Below are 18,334 nucleotides of genomic sequence, written 5' to 3' on the forward strand. Positions count from 1 at the left end.
AACGAATCTGCACGTCTAAATGGTATGTTGACCTTAAGGACAGTTAGTAAACGATTTTTGGGAATATTATTCTATCTCCCTTGGTCCTTTTTAGATTCTTAATCTAATCTGCTAAATTAGTTCAAGAAAAAGTGCCACCCCCAGCCTTGAAGTATAGCATCCCTTTTGTCCAATAATTTACATATATTAACTTATTCGCCACAATCGCAAAAAAACCTTCTTATTGAACTAACCTGCCCCGTTAGTTCAATAAGAAAAGTGATTCACTCCTTCTTAAAGTAAAGCACCCTTTACCTTAAGTAAAACCTTTCACATTCATAGTTATATAAGAATGTTTGTAGATAAAGACTACAACATTCCCCAAAATAAATTGGTTTGTGCGGTAAGGAAGAGAATAATTAGTCCTATGGAAAGCACTTTGATTATTTGTTTTTGAGAATGATATAAAACAAAAATCGTAGCAATCTAAAGTAGAAATTCCAATATATTTCTAATATCAAAATACCAAAACCCAAAAGTAAAAGCCTGTCTTGAAATAAACACAAATATTATAGATGAAATAGAAATAGCAATTATACCTGTCCCTTTTGCATACCAAGATACAAAAGCCAAAAATGGTGAAATACAAGTCATTATAATCCAAATCATCATATAAGATTTAGGAAAAAAACCAGCTACCAGAACTGTGTATAGATAATAGCTACCTACCATACCTACGAAAAACAAAAAAACATTTACAGCAGACAGAACAGGCGATTTACTATATACAGATATAACTACCGCAAGGAAAATCCAAACCCCATGCGAGAAAAAAAGTTCCTTAAATCAAATATTTCGAGAAGATAAGGTAAATATTTACTTGGGGTTGTATCAAGCACCTTGGAAACAACGCCTAAAATAACTCCTGCGATAAATATTAAAGTCGAATATAAAAACTTCTTTGATAGCGATATTTTCATTGCTCTACGAATCTCATTTAAAAAGTCTATCATTTATTCTCTCCCAAATATAAAAAATCTCTTAAAAATGAAGTTTACAGAATCATAGTATAAAGTCCAAAAAACCATACGAAGTTATTTTTCACTTCGCATGGTTTCTCTTTCTCGGCATTATCTCACAGTTCTATGTTTGTTTCTCCCCGATTACCCATATACACACTGGAATATGTTCTGCCACGCTAAATTTGTTGACATTACACCAGGATGGGGTATTGATTAACTTACACTCCATTATTCCATAAGCAAATCCGACCAGTTAAGTAAACCGGTTATTTAACTAAAGCACCCATTGTTTAAGTACATTTATTCACAAAGTTTCCTTTTTACATTGGACGTAGAAGAAAAGTGAAGCTCATTTATACTGCCTATTGATCGCGAAATTAAATAACCCTTTTTACAAGTATCTCCTCAAAAGATTGTATCATTAAACAATCTTGCTAACTTTTACCTCCACGAGACCATATGACCACTGGAATTAGTAATAAGGATATAATCGCTCCAACCAATGATAATGTTGGATAACTAGAAACTGATACAATGATTCCAGACATTGCCCCACCAGCAGCCCCTGACAACGCAATCAAAACATCCACTGTACCTTGCGTTTTAGCACGTGTGGAAGTTTCAGTGGAATCAACTATAAGTGCAGTACCACTTATCAACCCAAAATTCCATCCTATTCCAAGTAAAGATAGAGCCATTACTAGAAGGATCATAGAATCTCCTGGTGCAAAAGCGGCTATTATTCCTGCCAGAAGCAACGTAGTTCCAGCAGCAATAGCCATCACAGTACGCCCCAACTTATCAACAAGTATACCTGTAACCAGTGAAGGCAGATACATGGCACCTATATGAAAACCAATAACCAGTCCTACTTCTCCCAAACCATGTCCATGATGAATCATATGAACTGGTGTCATTGTCATAATAGCCACCATTACAATTTGAGTTAGGACCATAATTGTTGCACCAACGATTATACCTCTTTTATTTTCTGTTTGTTCAATTGTTGTCATTTGTCCATTATTACTAGGTTCTTGGTTGGTCACTTCTATCATTTTAGCTATAACGAACGGATCTGGACGAAGCATTATGAAAAGGAAAACACCTGCTAAGATATATGCTGCCGCTGCTAAAATAAATGGACCAGCAAGTGATGGAATACCAACAGAAAGAGCAAAATTCCCCATTACATTCACTAAGTTTGGGCCTGCCACTGCGCCAAATGTTGTAAAAACCATCGTCATACTAATAGCTGTCGCTCGCTGTTTACTATTTGCTAAGTCCGTACCAGCATAACGGGCTTGTAAATTGGTTGCTGTCCCAGCACCATAAACCAGTAGGGAAGCAAATAATAGTAAAATACTATTTATTATTGCTGCAATTATCACTCCAATAGCTCCAAGTCCACCTATTATAAAACCCGTTGCCAGACCTGTCCGACGTCCAAACGCTTGCGAGAGTCTCCCAACAAATAATGCTGCTCCTGCTGACCCTAAAGTTAGTAAAGCTGAAGGAAGTCCAGCATACGCATCCGTACCGAGCATTTGTTGTGCAAGAAGTGCCCCCACTGTTACACCTGCTGCTAAACCTGCACCTCCAAAAATTTGTGAAATACTTACTACGAACAACGTACGCTTGTATAACGTTTTTTGCTTTTCTGGTGAATGAATGTAGCTTTGTAAAGAAGCTGTTTGGCCTTCTAAAGCTTCTTCCTTATCTTTGGGTATCATAATTTAAACCTACCTTTCTACAAATCTAATTCTATATCTAATAACCCTTCAACAAGATTTGATTCATCATATCACGCACAAAAAAACCACACAATTTTATCATTGTATGGCAAACAATGTAAGGTAAGAACGTTAAGTAACTGTTTAAGGATAATCAATCCTTGCTCAAGCTCTTCGCGCGTTTTTGGGGCACCACAAATTCAACCCTTAAAGGTATCCTGTTTTCCTCGTATCCAACAGATAAATCGGATAGAGCAAGCGTAGAGTAAGATAAAATTCCTACTTGCCAAATAGTACGAAAGTCAAAATTATAGAAACAACGATATATAATCTTCTCACCGTTCCCACCACCTTTTACGATTATACGGAATCCTAGTCGGTTTGTTTCATACTTATTGAACTAAACTGCCGCTTTTAAGAAGAAAAAAGGCTTTACTCCTTCTTGAAGTAAAGCACCCGTTAGTTGAACATGCACCTTCTCTTTTATTACACATTATCTTCGTAATGCTCATCATAGTATAGTTTTCTTCATACGATTACTTGAGGTGAATAAAATGGAATTACTTTCTGAAAAGGATGCATTGAACTGGATACTTTATGTTCTTTACTTCGGATTTCCTATACTAATAGTAATAAATTTAGGTGTATTAATAACTTTAATCCAATTAAAGAGAAGAAATAAAAGATAAAATATAACCCTAAAGTAACAGAGTAATTGTTCCTTCTTTTTTTGAACACTAATTTTAACCCCGTATTAATTGCGTCACATTTTTTATCAAATGCGACATAAAAAATCCCCTTCGCTTATCGTAGGAAAGCACCCGTTAGCTTAAGAAGAACAGCGACGCTTATTAGACAATCGCGCCCTTTTGTTGAAGATAAAAAAAAGTGCCAAAATCTTTGGTATCCAAAATATAGAGATATAGAAATTATTAAACCTAAATGTCATAAAAATAATTAATGTCGCACAAATACTTACTAATACAACTGCCATAACAACCCTCTTTCACTTCTGAATTCTCTAAAAAACCTTTATTAATGATCCTGCCCGTTAACTTATTACCAATTATTTCAAATCCTCATCATTTACACAATACGTTATTCCAGATAATGGCCCGATTATTGAACACAAGTTAAACAACACTCTTCAACTAACCTGCCCCGTAAAAGTACAACGGGGGGGTATTATGAAGTTTTGATGTTAATCAGTACCTTCACCTTGACATAAATAGTTCATATTTTTATGATTGATAAGAAGGCAAATAAAAAGGGAGAAAGAATTATGAACTCACTTAACAACATTTCTAATCATCTTCTCAGTAATAAAGAATCATTGGCTATTGAAATTGTTAACGGTGTTCTTAATTCTCTGAATCAGGATATTCCTAAATGGGAACAAGATCAAGCTGTTACAATGTATATTGAGTTTGTAAGTTTTATAGGTGAATACATAATTAGTGAAGAAAAAAAAACACCTGAATTACTATTAGTATGGAGTAAAAAGAATGCAGCTATGGTTTCACTTGATGGGAATCTTTCTACTCTAGTAGTTAGGTATTTGCCAACGAGGGATGTTATTACTGATATATTAACTGAATTGGGATTGGAATATAATCTTAGCTTGAAAGAACTAAGTAAGCTTATAAAGCAGGTAAATCATATGTTAGATATAAGCCTTAATGAAACTGTTTCTAATTATGAATTTCTTGTGAACGAGTATCAAAAGATGGCGCAGATTGAATTAGCAGAAGTATCTACCCCAATTGTTCCTGTTAAGGACGGCATAATTGTCCTGCCATTGGTAGGAAACATCGACTCATACCGGATACAATATATGATAGAAAATCTACTTCCTAAAATGTCTGATTTAGGGGTAAATTGTGTTATCGTTGATTTTTCAGGTGTTTATAAATTAGACAAAGAAAACGTCAAATATCTTAACCAAATTGGACAAATGCTTCGTTTAATGGGAATGGACATTATATCAACTGGAATTAGTCCCAAATTGGCTCAATTGGCTATTAATGAAGGAATAGATTTATCTGGCAGCAAAATTTATTCTAACTTAAAAATAGCATTGGAAAGTTTTGAATAACACTTAGGGTTTTATTAACTTAGAGACACTTTTTATGGGTATCTTGGATCGTTTTCACCCCCTTTATTGATTAGTGTGTTAGAGGCATCTTTTATTATTCACTGATATTACTTCTGATTTAACCTGAATTTAGTTTTTATGTTCAACAAAGAACTTTACTATACAGTTAATTAAGTTGTGGACTATATTTTCGCCAATTCTATAGATGTTTTCACGCAGGAAATATTCCTTTGTCTTGATTCATTTCTTTTTTTGTAGCTCTTATTGAACTAACCTGCCCCGTTGGTTCAATAAGAAAAAAAAGTTCCCTAAGCAACCAACCCATGACCTTTAAAACTAAAGCACTCTTAAATAGAAAAAATTCATTTTTTTGCCTTTATAACTATAAAAGAGGGTCTTCTCTGTTCATTAATCAATTTTGGCATTTTTTCTAATCCGGTTGGAATTGACTGTGGTTCAATAATTTTTTCTAATACAAGACCGTTGTTAATTAGCGTATTAATTAATGTTGAAATCGTTCTATGATATTTAATAACACCATCTATATACCAATGTTGCTCTCTTTCTCCTTCTTCTTGGTAATTATCCAATGCCCAATGTAATCTATTTCCCTCTTTATCGTCAATCCAATTGTTCATCTCTTTTCGTGCAGTTACAATTGGATGTTCAGTTGAAAAAATATATTCTCCGTTTTTATTCAATAAGCTAGTAACTTTTTCAATTATAGCCGAGTAATCAGCTATATAATGAACAGCAAGAGAGCTTATGATTAAGTCAAATTTCTGATTTTGTAATTCCAAATCTTCTATTGAGGTACAAATATAATCTATTTTCTCGTGTTTGTTTTCTTTGTTAGCATGTTCGATCATATTCTTTGAGATATCTATTCCTACAACCTTTGTGGCACCATTTTCTACACAGTACTTTGCAAATTCACCAGTTCCACAACCTAAATCCAATATGTTCTTGCCATTAAGGCTTGAGATTGCGGATTTTATCGCAGGTTGTTCAACAAAGTCATTGTAGGTTATTCCACTATCTCTTAAAGAAGTATAACTTTTAAAGAAGATGTCATTATCATAGATATTTTGTTTCATTTTAATCCCTCCCTAAATTCTATTGATTCTAATTCTAGAAATTACTAAACAAACCCTTTTTCTTATTAAACTAAACTGCCGCGTTAGTTCAATAAGAAAAAAACCACCCTTACAGACAGCCTTTTGTTTAACTAAAGCACCCGTTAGTTGAAGAATTTCTAATTCTTTTTTATACTTTTTTGATATTTACTATGTCCATCGATTAAGCCAACGAGTTCAAAGTTATTGTTTATATAAAAGTTATTTAATTTAGTATTATCTGCAACACAATCTAACTTAAGATATTCTTTATCACTTACATTGTCTTGTATCCAAGTCAATATACTTTTACCTATACCTTTCCTCATATAGGTAGGAATAATTGCAAGTCTATGTAGATAGAGGGATTTTGAAGAAATATCACTTCCCCAGATATCCCTATCCCATTCACTTTGTTTAGATAATAGTGTGAATGTAGCCACAATATCCTCATCTTTCAAAACAATGTATGTTTCGTTATTAGTTATGGCTTGTTCAATCTCTTCATCATCACCACCATCTAATAGAAACTTCCATTGGTTTATTTCATTGTCCTTCATCCATTGTGCTATCTGCTTTAACATTTTAATAATTACACTACTATCGTCATTTGTAGCAATCTTTATTTTATAACCTTCAACGTAATCCAAGCTCTTTTTACCTCCTTTAAAATATCTTTTCTCCTTTTTTTATTCAATAAACTACTCCAAAAAACCTGCGTCGTTAAATGAAGAATATTCTATATGAAAACCATTTAGACACGACTTTTCACCATGATACTCAAATGCCTTATTAAACTAAACTGCCCCGTTAGTTACATAAGAAAAGCTACCCTTACAGGTAGCCACTTGTTTAACTAAAGCACCCGTTAGTTGAAGTACAATCATTACAAATTTCATTAGAAATTAAAAAATCGCTGCCACAGCAACCATTATTCAACAGTATCTAATAATTCTACATCTACATTTTCAGTGTCTTTCCAACTATAATACTTTTCTAAATGCCATTTATCTTTGAGCCTTCTATATTTGTTCTCTTCAATCCACAAATGTAAGTCATTATAGGCATCCATTATTTTATAGTTAACGCCTTTATATCTTGAAACAGCATATCTTTGAGGAGGAACTGATAGAGTCACCATATCAGAAGGAATATCTTCGTACTCTTTAACTTCAACACAAACCCGATACCCATCTTCATCATCAGTACCATTCTCTACAACAAATGCACCAAATTGGAGTAATGGATTAACGACATGCTTAATTTCATTCATACGTTCACTTAACTGTAATGACGCTTTAGCGATCTCAATTAAATATTGGTCACCAGGACATAAAACTCTAAACCCAACTAACTTTATTTCTTCTAGTTCTTTAATAGACTTATTTTGTAATGTTGTTTCTGACATTTTGAATTCTCCTTTCATTAATAGACTATTTCTACAAAAAAATCTCAAATACCTTCTAATTTCACTAACCTGCCCCGTTAGTTCAATAAAAAAAGCTACCCTTACAGGTAGCCACTTGTTTAACTAAAGCACCCGTTAGTTGAACAAGATTTATTACAATCAAGTTAGGTAGAAAGGAAAAGCTATTGGAGCTTCTTTACAAAAGTATTCATTTTTTTCTATTAAATTTGTGAAACATGATGATTCAGTAAATCACCTTGGATAAATTAGGCTCTATTGATAACACTTCTGTATTTACCACCTATTCCTCATACATCATTTTCCTCGTCATTCCACCATCTATGACAAGATTAATACCTGTAACAAAATCATTTTCTTTGGCTGTTAAATAAAGACAGGCTCGTGCAATATCATCTGGTTTTCCTACGCGCTTTGATAGATGCTGTTCATGATCAATTTTACTTAATTTTGAATAATCTCCTGTTTCAATCCAACCTGGGGAAATAGCATTGACTGTAATCCTATCTTCGCTAAATGAGGCTGCAAGTGCATGTGTAATGGCTACGATGCCACCTTTTGTGGCAGCATAAGATTCAGAATTTGGCTCAGACATAATGGCCCTTGTGGAGGAGATATTCACAATTGATCCACCTTCCTTATTATGTCGCATATACTTTGCTGCTTCACGTGAACCCAAGAAAACACTTCTTAAGTTTGTGTTTATCACATCTTCCCATTCTTCTAGCGAAATATCATAAGGGGACTTGAATAACGCTTTTCCTGCATTATTGATTAAAATATCTATCCGGCCATATGTTTGATTAGCTAATTCCATTAATCGAACAATATCTATTTCGAGCCTTACATCTGTTTGTACGAAAAGTACTTCTTTACCCTGTTCTTTCATCCTTGTAACTGTTTTTTTACCTGCTTTTTCGTCGATATCTGCTAAAATAACATTGGCACCTTTTTCTGCGTAATGTAGGGCAATTCCTCTCCCAATTCCATTTCCAGCCCCTGTTATGATCACTGTTTTATTAGAAAAATCCATAATAATTACACTTCCTTTTTAAATAAGCGCTAATCCTAGTTACAGAATTGCGCCCTATTCTTGAATAAACAATATTATCTTATGTTCCCGTACAATTTTATTTCGATACTCCATACCAAAATACAATCCAAGCTTCTTCAAAGCGAATTAGAAAATCATCATAAGCCTTCAAATGAATGAGTTAGATTGAAAAAGGCTTTACCCCATCCTGAAGTAAAGCACCCGTTAGTTTAAGTGAAACTCTTCACAATATATCTTAATTCTTGTCAATCAGCCTTTTTATTGCACTAACGACTACTTCCAATTTTCTTGATTAACTAAACACCCTCTATCTATTAATTAATCTATATTTTATATAGCTGTGTAAAATGATTATACATTCCTAATGGGAAAAATAGTCAATTATAAATTCAATGTCATAAACAGACTGTTTGGGTCATCAGAATATTTATCAAAAGGCTCGCAGTATGAAAACCTAAAGCTTTCATATAGTCGGTAAGCTGGTTGGAAGGCCTCGATAGAGCCTGTTTCAAGACTTAATTTTGTATAGCCACGCATTTTAGCTTCATTAATAATATGCTGTAATATGGCTCTAGCCACACCTTTTTTCAAATGCTTTTCTACTGTTCGCATGGACTTTACTTCTCCATGTTTGTTAGTTAGTTCTTTTAAAGCTCCACAACCCATAATTTCTTCGTCTTCCCAGGCACTATAAAAAGTAACATTATCTCGCTGGAGTCCTTCAACATTTAAGGCATGTATACTTTCTGGAGGGGAGTTTTCAGCCATACCAGCTAAGTGTGTACTAATAAGTTCAATAGTTCTTTTATCTGTAAGGTCATCTAATTTAATTTCCAAATTGTTATACCATCCTTTGCTTATATTTTTAGGTTTTCCAAACAATATATTCAATGAACCTTTTCAAAAATCTGAATTCTACTTTAACTAAAGGATACAATGTTTATTTCCTTATAAAAAACTTATTAAACTAACTTCCGCCTTAGTTTAAGTATAACATTTCACAATTCATAACTGAGATCTACTTGAAATTTTGGGAATAAAAACAGACCATTGAAAGGATGGCCATATTTTGCTAAAGCACCCGTTAGTTGAATAAAAAGTATTTGGAAAAACGAACGTTTAAGTGAATATATTATCCCGACACAATGGCTTTCTCGCCACTAAACAAATTGGGTGTGTAAAGGAAAATAATTAATTCTCTTAATCTGGGTACGCATCATATAAAGTATTGTCTTCGAAATGGACTAAAGAAAGATTATCCGTTAATTTAACTTCTAAAGAATAAATCTTATGACTGGTATCGTTTTGTAAGATAATATAATAGTTTTCGCGATTATTATCATATCGAACGCCTACATTTCTAAAATTTTCATCTTCATTATATTTGGTTATGATGTAATCCATTGAATGTTCAAACACAGCAACTTCATTCTTCTTATGGTTATTATAAATCCAAATTGAAAATGCTATCACTATACAGAGAATAACGATTACTATTTTTGGGGCATTAGATAATACGCATATCTTTATTGTTCTCAAGTGATTTCACCTCTTAGGTTTGTTGATTCTGATTTTGTCTAGCTTATTCAACTAAACTGCCCCTTTAGTTCAATAAAAGAGTGCCAACCATAATTGAATTAACACTCTTTATTTTTTTTAGAAGCCTTTATTATAAAAGTTGCTGGAATTAGACTTGCTTTTTGTGTTGAATACCATCTTGAAGGATTTTCGGAAGGTGTATGCGGTATCGCAACTTCATCTATCACCTTTTCTATAATAAAATTTGAATCGATTAATGAATTTATATATGTACTAAGTTTCCTATGATAGATGATAACTTCATTATGCCATGCTTCATTAAATTCTGGCCCTTCTTCAAGGTAGGACCTCTTAACAATAAAAGATCCATTTTCGAATTTTATACGATCATGAAATGGATGCTCCCAACTAAAAATAAAAGTTCCGCCTGGTTTCAAATAACTATTAATGTTTGCTAAAGTACTGTTAAGATCCACTGTCCATCCAAATGCGTATATGGAATAAACAATATCAAAATAACTACTTGGCAACCCTGGATTTACCTCCATTGGAGATTCAAACAACTTTACATTATTGTGTTGATTGCCTAATAATTTTGATGCCGTATTGATTTGTTTACTTGATAGATCGATTCCCCATAGTTCAGTAGCTCCATTGTTACTCATATATTGCAATGAATGTCCGCTGCCACATCCTATGTCTAAGACCTTCTTTCCAGAAATACTGCCAAACAATTTAAGTTGCTCTTCCGTTAAAGAAAAAGGTCCATACTCAGGAAGAGCTGTCCGTCCGAAAAAACGTTCTGCTGATTTTTCCCAACCATCTTTATTAATAGTTAACATTTTATTGTGATCCATTTTTCCCACCATCCTCATTGCAATTAATTTTTCTTTTCAAACATATCTTCTTCAACTAAACTGCTTCGTTAGTTCAATAAGAAAAAGCTACCCTTACAGGCAGCCCCTTGTTAACTAAAGCACCCGTTAGTTAAGATTTACAGTATCATTTTTAGAAATATACTATTGGATTACAAGATACTTTAAATGTATCTTCGTTATTTTTTTCCGTATAGCATAGGTAACTTATTACATCATCTGGATCATCCACCTTTGGATTATTCGCATCGGTAAAATAGACAGAATATTCGTTCCCGCTATTTGGTACGGCTCTTACTAAAGCAAAAAAACTTTGATAAGGATACCCAGCATTTTGTATATAGTTTCTTATAGCACTTCTTGGAGTATTATCATTGTGCAATATTGGAGCTAAAATTGGTGGGGAAATAATAATTAATACTAAGATAATACAAAAAATAAAAATAATTTTCCTTTTTCTCATATCTATCCCACCTTTCTATGTTCTACAATTTTGTTTCTCTTTTACAATGTATTATACCTTCTCTTACTGAAGTAAAGCACCCGTTAGTGAAAGAGGGTCTGCCATCTTTTGAAGTTTAATCAGACCATTTTTCCTCATCAGAAATCCATTTATTTTTATGTAAGTCAAAGGATTTATCGTCATCGTGGAAACCGAAATAGGCAGGTAATTTTATACTTACCCCATCTGCTTTATTCCAACACGCAACAAACCATTCCACAATGGCTTGTTCTTCAGCTTTGGATATTATCTCATCATTCTGTTCATGAAACTCCCAGAACTCGTCTGACTTATCAGTAGGAAGTTCGTAGTATTGCATATCTTCAAGTAATTCGTGACTACCTGCAAAAATACTACTATCGCTTCCTTCGTAAAAAACTTCATTTGCTTCTCTGTCCATAGAAAATATCATAATGGAAAGGTCGAATGGTTGAATAAAAACCGAGAAATCTAATAAATCTATTTCATTGTAATAATTAAAACCAAGTATTTCTCTTATATTTCGAATCAACTTATCAGAGTTCTTTTCAAGATTTTCTTTTAATGAGCTAATGTATTTTTCTATTGTAAACAACTTATTCACCTCAAACTCCTATTAAATTTTCAATAAGTATTTTTATCATTTAACGCTAAAAACAAGGTCTAAAAATATTGTACTCGTTATTCAACTAACCTGCGCCGTTAGTTCAAGAAGAAAATCAGTTACCAATGGCAACCCCATGATTTTTTACTAAAGCACCCGTTAGTTTAAGTGTAGACTTTCACAATCTTATTCCTCTACAAAAGAAAAAGGACCCCAAAGAGAGTCCTATTAGTTATTAATTGTTTTAATTCGGAAAGCATAAATTCCATCACCTTCATCCCAACTTGCGTGAATGACAAAAATGAATTTGCCTTCAAGCTCCGGTAATCTAAATTCATGGGTATTAGATCTTTTAAGATCCACGCCATTGTTCTCCCAATTACCAATTTCGATTGAAGAAGGTTTGTAATCAAAGTTAATTGATATTGTTTTCCCGCTTGGAACTTCATTCATCTTCACCTTTTCTACAAGTTCAGCTGGGGATGCCGAGTCAGCATTAACAACTTCTCCATTTTTTGACCAAGAATATGTCCCCATTGCAAAAGAAATTTCTTGATTATCAACTGTTATAGTCGGATGAGGTGGCTTTAAATCTTAATTTTCATTTAATTGGCATCCAGTTATAAAAAATATAAAAACAAATATCCATAGGCATTTTTTTCATTCTAGTACTTCCGCTATAAATTTTATGTATACGTGATCTTAGCTAAAGTACCTGTTAGTTCAAGAAGGTTTATCAGATTACCGATTCCTTCTTGAAAATTTAATCTTTATTGAGTTTCTACTGTGTTCTTCCTGGTAGATGAGAAATTTATTAAGCCGAATAGTAAAAATAACATACTAACTGCCCATAAAACTCCTGCAATTCCAAGGCGTAGAGAAATTTCTTCAGATGCCATCGGATGGTTAACATCAAAACTGATTGCATTTAATGCTTGGCTTATTGCCCAACTAAAAAATATAAAAAAACCAATAACCAATCCATAAGCCATTCTAAATGGCTTTCGTTTTTTTGAAAACATTAACAGTAATACAACAATAAACGCTATACCCATTATGATTGTAAATCCACCTATTAGCATACCCATTGTTTCTTGTTCCATTGGCATATTTCTTCACTCCCCCAAAAAACATTCTATTGTAATTTACATATATTAACTTATTCGATACCATACAAAAAAATCTTCTTATTCAACTAAACTGCCGCTTTAGTTCAATAAGAAAACAGGCTACAGTTATTATTTCTTACCTCTTCACAAAGGACGAATGATCTATATTAAACTGTCACGTTGCTTCATCAAAAACCTTTTTACTATAATCCTAACGCAAAAGAGTCCACTAATTAATAGAATTAATAATAAAGGTCCTACTAGTAAGCGTCCGGTAGTAATTGCATTTGAAGATAGGATACTTGGAACAAACGAAGTAATCAACCTAAAATAAGGAACATCTGAATAAGCTAGAATAATATTTTCTAACATCATGTAACAAAAAGGACCTGTAAACACAACAAAGATATTTTTTAAATATATCCAAAGTACAAAACCAAATGTAGCAACAACAAAACCTATAAATGCCCTCCAACAACTAAGAACAAGTCCATATAAGAACGGATGATTAACAAAATAATAACCAGCATAGTTTTCTATGGCATAATCCGAACCATGTGGTATTACATCTGGGATAAAATATAAGGCAATAATTAACCCTATAAAAGATAAAACAAAAGTGATGATAGCACCACTGATTGATGAAACTAACCACTTGGCAATCATGTACTTTCTCTTTGATTCCCCGGCATTATTGGAAGAACCATTACCTTTTTTTCGATCACAGAATATTAACCAACATGCAGGAACTACAGCAAAAAAAGGAAAAAAGAGTGCAATTAGCTCACCTGATTGTTCCCAAACTTCAATATTGTAATTATAGAAATAACCATATTGGCGAATAATAACGATCCCTCCACTAAACAATAGAGCTGTAAGTAAAGTAATAAGGTGGGGATATTTTAACTTAGAAATTTCCATTTTCATAAAATGTAACATAACTATTCCTCCTTTATTGTTAATCTTTAATATTTTCAAGATTTTTCATATCTTTTTAGAATTGAATTTTTCTTTAACTTGTTACTACTTATTTGGATTCACCGTTACACCAAATTCAGATGCCCGAATCATTTCTAAATCTTCTAGTCTTTTTAACTCTGCTGCTGTACCCGTTACAACTACACCTATTATCTCGATATTTTCAGCAGCTAGTTTCGCAGAAACTCCTTTTAGATTGTTATATATACGATTAAATTCCCCAAAGTATTTTCCATCTTTATAATTTAAGCCCATTTGTAAAGCATCAATAAAATACGTCTCACTCATAGATGAATCGATAGAGTTTTCACTAAACCCGTAAATTTTAGTAGCCAATTCAGTCGAATTGGAATTATACTCGTTTATGTTTGTGTTTAATGATTCAGTGTCTTCTTCTGAATAAGTATCTACCCAGTACCATTTAAGTGTAATATTCTCTGGAATTAATTCACGAACTTCTTTCAGTGTATATTTTTGGTTAAATGAAACCCCTAATTCGACCAAAGTATCATCTGTAAAATTATTTAAGGTATTTAGGTCATTACGAATTTGTTTGTACAATACCTCTGGATGATAAAAACTCAACATTCTTTGCTTTGTCTCACGATCATAATACCTTACTAGTCCATCCTCTTTGTCTTCTAACTGTATCGGGGAATGATTTCCTGTAAAACGACTTATCCCACCAAATAGACTATACATAACAACTTGATTACTCCAATCTACTGGAATCCCTTCAATCTCTTTATAACGATTAAACGTTAAAATACCTTCAAATACACCATTTGATTCGTTTTGGCTTCCTAATAGCACAATATTGGGATTAGTGATTCTGCTAAATAATTCGATATCCCGCATCGCCTTTTCTTGGCTTCCTCTTATGATAATAAACCAAGAAAAACTTAAAGTAATTATCAGAAATACGATGACAAATAAAGAGATACCTATATTTCGAAGAATGGTTTTTCTCTTTGCTTTTTTTACAACCTTTGAAATAACACTTGTTGACTTCCCATCAAATAAATCATTTAATTCCTGTTCTATTTTATTTTCCGTCATGTTTGTCCTTCTCCTTTCGATACATGTCTTTAAAGGATTTTCTTGCACGAAATAAATAAGTTTTCAATGTTCCTAGATTTAAGTCCAACATTTCAGAAATCTCTTGGTAGCTTAATCCAAGTACATATTTCAACAAGATTAGTTGCTTATGTAAGGGGGGGAGTTGATTCAGTATGTCTTGAATTTCTTTATTCACTTCAATTTGTTGAACATAATCTTCTGGTAAAAGTGAATCATCTACCAGCTCAAAGTTACCAAAAGATATATACACCTCCCTTTTCTGTCTGCGACACAAATCATAATAATGGTTAATTGCTACACGAAATAACCAACTATACGCTTTGTTTGGGTCAATGGAATCAATATATAAAATAAATTTATAGATGGATTCTTGGATAATATCTTCAGCATCTTGAGGGGTTGCACCATTTTTAATTAAATATTTAAAAATATTTACTGTTTTTTCTTGTAAAACTATGTACAGTTCATCATGCCGACTCAATTACTCCCCTCCTTTTCATTTATAAGACCTTTAACATTGAAAAAAGTTAACATTTAAATATGAAATTTTACTTAAAGATTTTCAAAATAAAAAGTATGTCCTATTAATAGAATCATACTAGAATATGATAATTCGCTGTTTAACTGGTATTACAAACTTAATTCTATATTTCTGGAGGATTGCCCAGTTAATGAAAAAAATATTTATTATTGTCATCCCCCTTTATTCAACTAAACTGCTTCTTTAGTTCAATAAGATAAAAGGCTTTACTCCTTCTTGAAGTAAAGCACCCGTAGTTGAGGAAGAAGTTATTTATTTTCTTTTGTACTTCCTAAATATTCACCGTTTTTTGGATTAAAAAAGACCTCAGCACTTTGACCATTTATTTTTCCATCGACTCCAAGAAAAATGTGTTTCTCATCTCTCACTAATCTAAAATGATATCCGTGTGAGAAAGGGTCTTCTGTTGGGCTGGGTTGTAAATTAAATTTCTCAACAGCGATTTTAATAATTTGGCTACTATCTATTTTAACTTCTGATTGTGGAATAGTTAGTTCTTCAGAACTGTCACTTATTATGTAACTTTTTAGTTTGCCTTTTTCAATACCAACTATCATCTGACGTTTAACTGATGGCAAAGAGAAAACTCCTTGCCAATCTCCTTTTTTTCCATTTTGACCACTTACAATTTCATCATCAACACTGTTCATAAATACAAGAATTGTTTCTTTATCAAATTGTTTACCTTGTTCTAATAATAAATTATATGCTTCTAAAAGCGTTAATTCTTTCTCTGGTAACGAGAAAAACGAATCTACTTCATACTTCCCGTTCTCTATTTTTTCTTTAGCATAACTTAAGGGAAAAAAATTCCCTATCGTTGCTTGTATAGGGAATTTGGCGAAAGCTGAGATAGAACCCACCAGTATCAAGATAAAAAAACAAGTTGATATAGTTTTCATTTTGCTCACCTACAATCTATTGTGTAGGGTAGTTTCTCCACGCTTCACATAATAATACTTATTGAACTAAACTGCCGCGTTAGTTCAATAAGAAAAAAGGCTTTACTCCTTCTTGAAGTAGAGCACCCGTTAGTTTAATAAGAATATCTAAATACTGTTAATAATTCTAACTCCATTGGGGTCAACAATGTTCGATGATAATAATCCATTTATTACAGCTTCTTTAATAGTAACCTCATCACCAACTTCTGAAATTATATTATTAGCCGTTTTATTAAACAGAATGGAAAGGTCATTATCTAATCCTTTCTTTTTAGTTTCCAACTTTAATTCTTTTATTTTTATGTTATCAGTCATAGGGTCTATAACGTCTGTGTTTGTTTGGAGTTCTATCCTAAATCTATAAGGTGTGGTGATAAAGGTTCTTCTTTCTCCTCTATTAACTTCCCAATTCATTTTTTCTGCGTTTTCACATATCTTATTTTGTTCTTTTTCTGATACCAAAAAGCCAATATGATCAAACATAATTTTCTTGCCGTAACCGAAAGTAATATTTATATTCCCTTTTCTTACCTCTACAATTCGAAAAAGAATTTTTTTCTCTCGAAAGTCATTCCACGTTAACGGTGGATTAAACGTTTGAAAATCCCCATCATATTTTCCTACTCTTTGAAATATACGAAAGCCATTATCCTCATAAAATTTTTCTGTTTCTTCAACATAAGGAGTCCAAAAATGATAATGAAAAAGCATTAAATTCACCTCTTAATTAAAGTCTGTTTAATTATCTTTTCGATACAATAAGGAATTCCTTCTCTTTCTAAACCGCCTCGCTTTAGTTGCATTATGTACTAAACAAGGTTCCATTTATTGCTTCAATATAACGGGTTGCAGATCTTTGTACACTTTGCTTAGCCTCTTCTTTAATGACACGATTAAACGCATCATATAATCGATCAAACTTCAATTCTTTTACCCTGTTTGTAATCCTTTCAATCGTAACTCTTGGAAGTGGAATAAAATTCGCATAACTATACATAAAACTTACCCATTGACGGTCAGCAACGACCCTAATGATATCTCCAGTCAATAAGATTCCGTTCTGATTGCTTCCATTTTTCCATTCTAAAATTGTACCACCCTTATAATGACCGCCAACTCTCTGTATGATGATACCTTCTTCTAATTCAAGTGACTCACCAGTCCAAAAAACTATTCGTTCACTTGGTCTCGTCACCCATTCTTTATCATCTTCATGAATATAAATCGGAGCATTAAAAGCTTCCGCCCATTCTACTTGACTTGAGTAATAATGGGGATGAGATAAAGCTATTGCATCTATTCCACCTAAGTCTTCTATTTCTTTAATCGTAATTTCATCAATATATGAAATACAATCCCACAACAAATTAAAGTTCTTATTTTGTATAAAATAGGCTGTTTGCCCAATTCCAAAACTTGGACTAGTTTTTATGCTATATAGTCCCTCTTCTTCGAAACTAATAGTATTTTTATATGTACCATCTTTAATCATAGTTTCTAATGTTGTCCAAGTTTGCCCTTTAACACTTATATATTGTCTTTCTTCACCACAAATCTTACATTTCTTTGGTTTCTCAATAGAATTTTCATACTGAACTCCGCATGTCTTACAAATATAATAATTCAAAACAATCCCTCTTCCCGAAAAATTCATTTTAGTCTGTGTTATCTGAAATCAATTGTAATTAATTGTATCATTATAAAACATGGGTCACTCTAAGCCTTTTGAATGATAATTCATTCACATTCTTCGTTATTCAAC

The 18,334-nt window shown here is 32.7% G+C and carries 20 protein-coding genes; 1 reads left to right on the forward strand and 19 read right to left on the reverse strand.

Features of this window, described 5'->3' with window-relative positions; genetic code table 11:
- Positions 1–465 precede the first annotated feature (465 nt).
- The 3 genes from ACIQX2_RS09210 to ACIQX2_RS09220 form a co-directional block, all read right to left on the reverse strand.
- Positions 466–792, reverse strand: a complete 327-nt coding sequence (locus ACIQX2_RS09210) for a hypothetical protein (protein ID WP_402849191.1) — start codon at positions 790–792, stop codon at positions 466–468.
- The gene (locus tag ACIQX2_RS09215; protein WP_402848936.1) at positions 777–992 is read right to left on the reverse strand and encodes a hypothetical protein; all 216 of its coding nucleotides are present in this window, start codon (positions 990–992) and stop codon (positions 777–779) included. The genes ACIQX2_RS09210 and ACIQX2_RS09215 overlap by 16 nt, the downstream gene beginning before the upstream one ends.
- A 443-nt stretch (positions 993–1,435) precedes the next feature.
- Entirely contained in the window at positions 1,436–2,731 is a 1,296-nt protein-coding gene (locus tag ACIQX2_RS09220; protein ID WP_402848939.1) for an MFS transporter, read from the reverse strand.
- Positions 2,732–4,013: 1,282 nt separating this feature from the next.
- Between ACIQX2_RS09220 and ACIQX2_RS09225 the strand changes: the two genes are divergently transcribed.
- A complete protein-coding gene (locus ACIQX2_RS09225) occupies positions 4,014–4,826 on the forward strand; it encodes an STAS domain-containing protein (RefSeq protein ID WP_402848942.1) in 813 nt (270 codons plus the stop codon).
- Positions 4,827–5,188: 362 nt separating this feature from the next.
- Here ACIQX2_RS09225 and ACIQX2_RS09230 read toward each other — a convergent pair whose 3' ends face one another.
- From ACIQX2_RS09230 to ACIQX2_RS09305, 16 genes are all read right to left on the reverse strand, one after another.
- Entirely contained in the window at positions 5,189–5,923 is a 735-nt protein-coding gene (locus tag ACIQX2_RS09230; RefSeq protein WP_402848944.1) for a class I SAM-dependent methyltransferase, read from the reverse strand.
- Positions 5,924–6,081: 158 nt separating this feature from the next.
- Positions 6,082–6,591, reverse strand: coding sequence for a GNAT family N-acetyltransferase (locus tag ACIQX2_RS09235; RefSeq protein ID WP_402848946.1), 510 nt, complete (start codon positions 6,589–6,591; stop codon positions 6,082–6,084).
- 281 nt (positions 6,592–6,872) lie between these two features.
- A complete protein-coding gene (locus tag ACIQX2_RS09240; RefSeq protein ID WP_402848949.1) occupies positions 6,873–7,349 on the reverse strand; it encodes a GyrI-like domain-containing protein in 477 nt (158 codons plus the stop codon).
- A gap of 301 nt (positions 7,350–7,650) precedes the next feature.
- Positions 7,651–8,400 (reverse strand): glucose 1-dehydrogenase, encoded by a 750-nt coding sequence (locus ACIQX2_RS09245; RefSeq protein ID WP_402848951.1) that lies wholly within the window; start codon positions 8,398–8,400, stop codon positions 7,651–7,653.
- Between the two features lie 402 nt (positions 8,401–8,802).
- The gene (locus ACIQX2_RS09250; RefSeq protein WP_402848954.1) at positions 8,803–9,258 is read right to left on the reverse strand and encodes a GNAT family N-acetyltransferase; all 456 of its coding nucleotides are present in this window, start codon (positions 9,256–9,258) and stop codon (positions 8,803–8,805) included.
- 800 nt (positions 9,259–10,058) lie between these two features.
- Positions 10,059–10,817 carry a class I SAM-dependent methyltransferase gene (locus tag ACIQX2_RS09255; RefSeq protein WP_402848956.1) on the reverse strand — a complete coding sequence of 253 codons (759 nt, stop codon included), beginning with the start codon at positions 10,815–10,817 and terminating at the stop codon, positions 10,059–10,061.
- Between the two features lie 151 nt (positions 10,818–10,968).
- Positions 10,969–11,298 carry a hypothetical protein gene (locus ACIQX2_RS09260; RefSeq protein ID WP_402848959.1) on the reverse strand — a complete coding sequence of 110 codons (330 nt, stop codon included), beginning with the start codon at positions 11,296–11,298 and terminating at the stop codon, positions 10,969–10,971.
- 115 nt (positions 11,299–11,413) lie between these two features.
- Entirely contained in the window at positions 11,414–11,911 is a 498-nt protein-coding gene (locus tag ACIQX2_RS09265; RefSeq protein ID WP_402849194.1) for a hypothetical protein, read from the reverse strand.
- Between the two features lie 237 nt (positions 11,912–12,148).
- Positions 12,149–12,457 (reverse strand): hypothetical protein, encoded by a 309-nt coding sequence (locus ACIQX2_RS09270; protein WP_402848962.1) that lies wholly within the window; start codon positions 12,455–12,457, stop codon positions 12,149–12,151.
- Positions 12,458–12,690: 233 nt separating this feature from the next.
- Complete coding sequence (locus tag ACIQX2_RS09275; RefSeq protein ID WP_402848963.1) at positions 12,691–13,029, reverse strand: hypothetical protein; 339 nt, start codon at positions 13,027–13,029, stop codon at positions 12,691–12,693.
- A gap of 162 nt (positions 13,030–13,191) precedes the next feature.
- Positions 13,192–13,968: a hypothetical protein gene (locus tag ACIQX2_RS09280; RefSeq protein ID WP_402848966.1), complete on the reverse strand. Its 777-nt coding sequence runs from the start codon at positions 13,966–13,968 to the stop codon at positions 13,192–13,194.
- 84 nt (positions 13,969–14,052) lie between these two features.
- On the reverse strand, positions 14,053–15,066 hold the full coding sequence (locus ACIQX2_RS09285) for an anti sigma factor C-terminal domain-containing protein (RefSeq protein WP_402848969.1): 1,014 nt from the start codon (positions 15,064–15,066) through the stop codon (positions 14,053–14,055).
- Positions 15,053–15,568, reverse strand: coding sequence for an RNA polymerase sigma factor (locus tag ACIQX2_RS09290; protein ID WP_402848972.1), 516 nt, complete (start codon positions 15,566–15,568; stop codon positions 15,053–15,055). Before ACIQX2_RS09290 ends, ACIQX2_RS09285 begins: the two co-directional genes overlap by 14 nt.
- A 308-nt stretch (positions 15,569–15,876) precedes the next feature.
- Positions 15,877–16,530, reverse strand: coding sequence for a hypothetical protein (locus ACIQX2_RS09295; RefSeq protein ID WP_402848975.1), 654 nt, complete (start codon positions 16,528–16,530; stop codon positions 15,877–15,879).
- A gap of 147 nt (positions 16,531–16,677) precedes the next feature.
- A complete protein-coding gene (locus ACIQX2_RS09300) occupies positions 16,678–17,283 on the reverse strand; it encodes a hypothetical protein (RefSeq protein ID WP_402848978.1) in 606 nt (201 codons plus the stop codon).
- Positions 17,284–17,374: 91 nt separating this feature from the next.
- Positions 17,375–18,199, reverse strand: a complete 825-nt coding sequence (locus ACIQX2_RS09305; RefSeq protein WP_402848981.1) for an MBL fold metallo-hydrolase — start codon at positions 18,197–18,199, stop codon at positions 17,375–17,377.
- Between the last annotated feature and the right edge of the window lie 135 nt (positions 18,200–18,334).

Origin of the sequence: Psychrobacillus sp. NPDC096623 (assembly GCF_044762655.1) — a bacterium.
Taxonomy (GTDB): Bacteria; Bacillota; Bacilli; order Bacillales_A; family Planococcaceae; genus Psychrobacillus.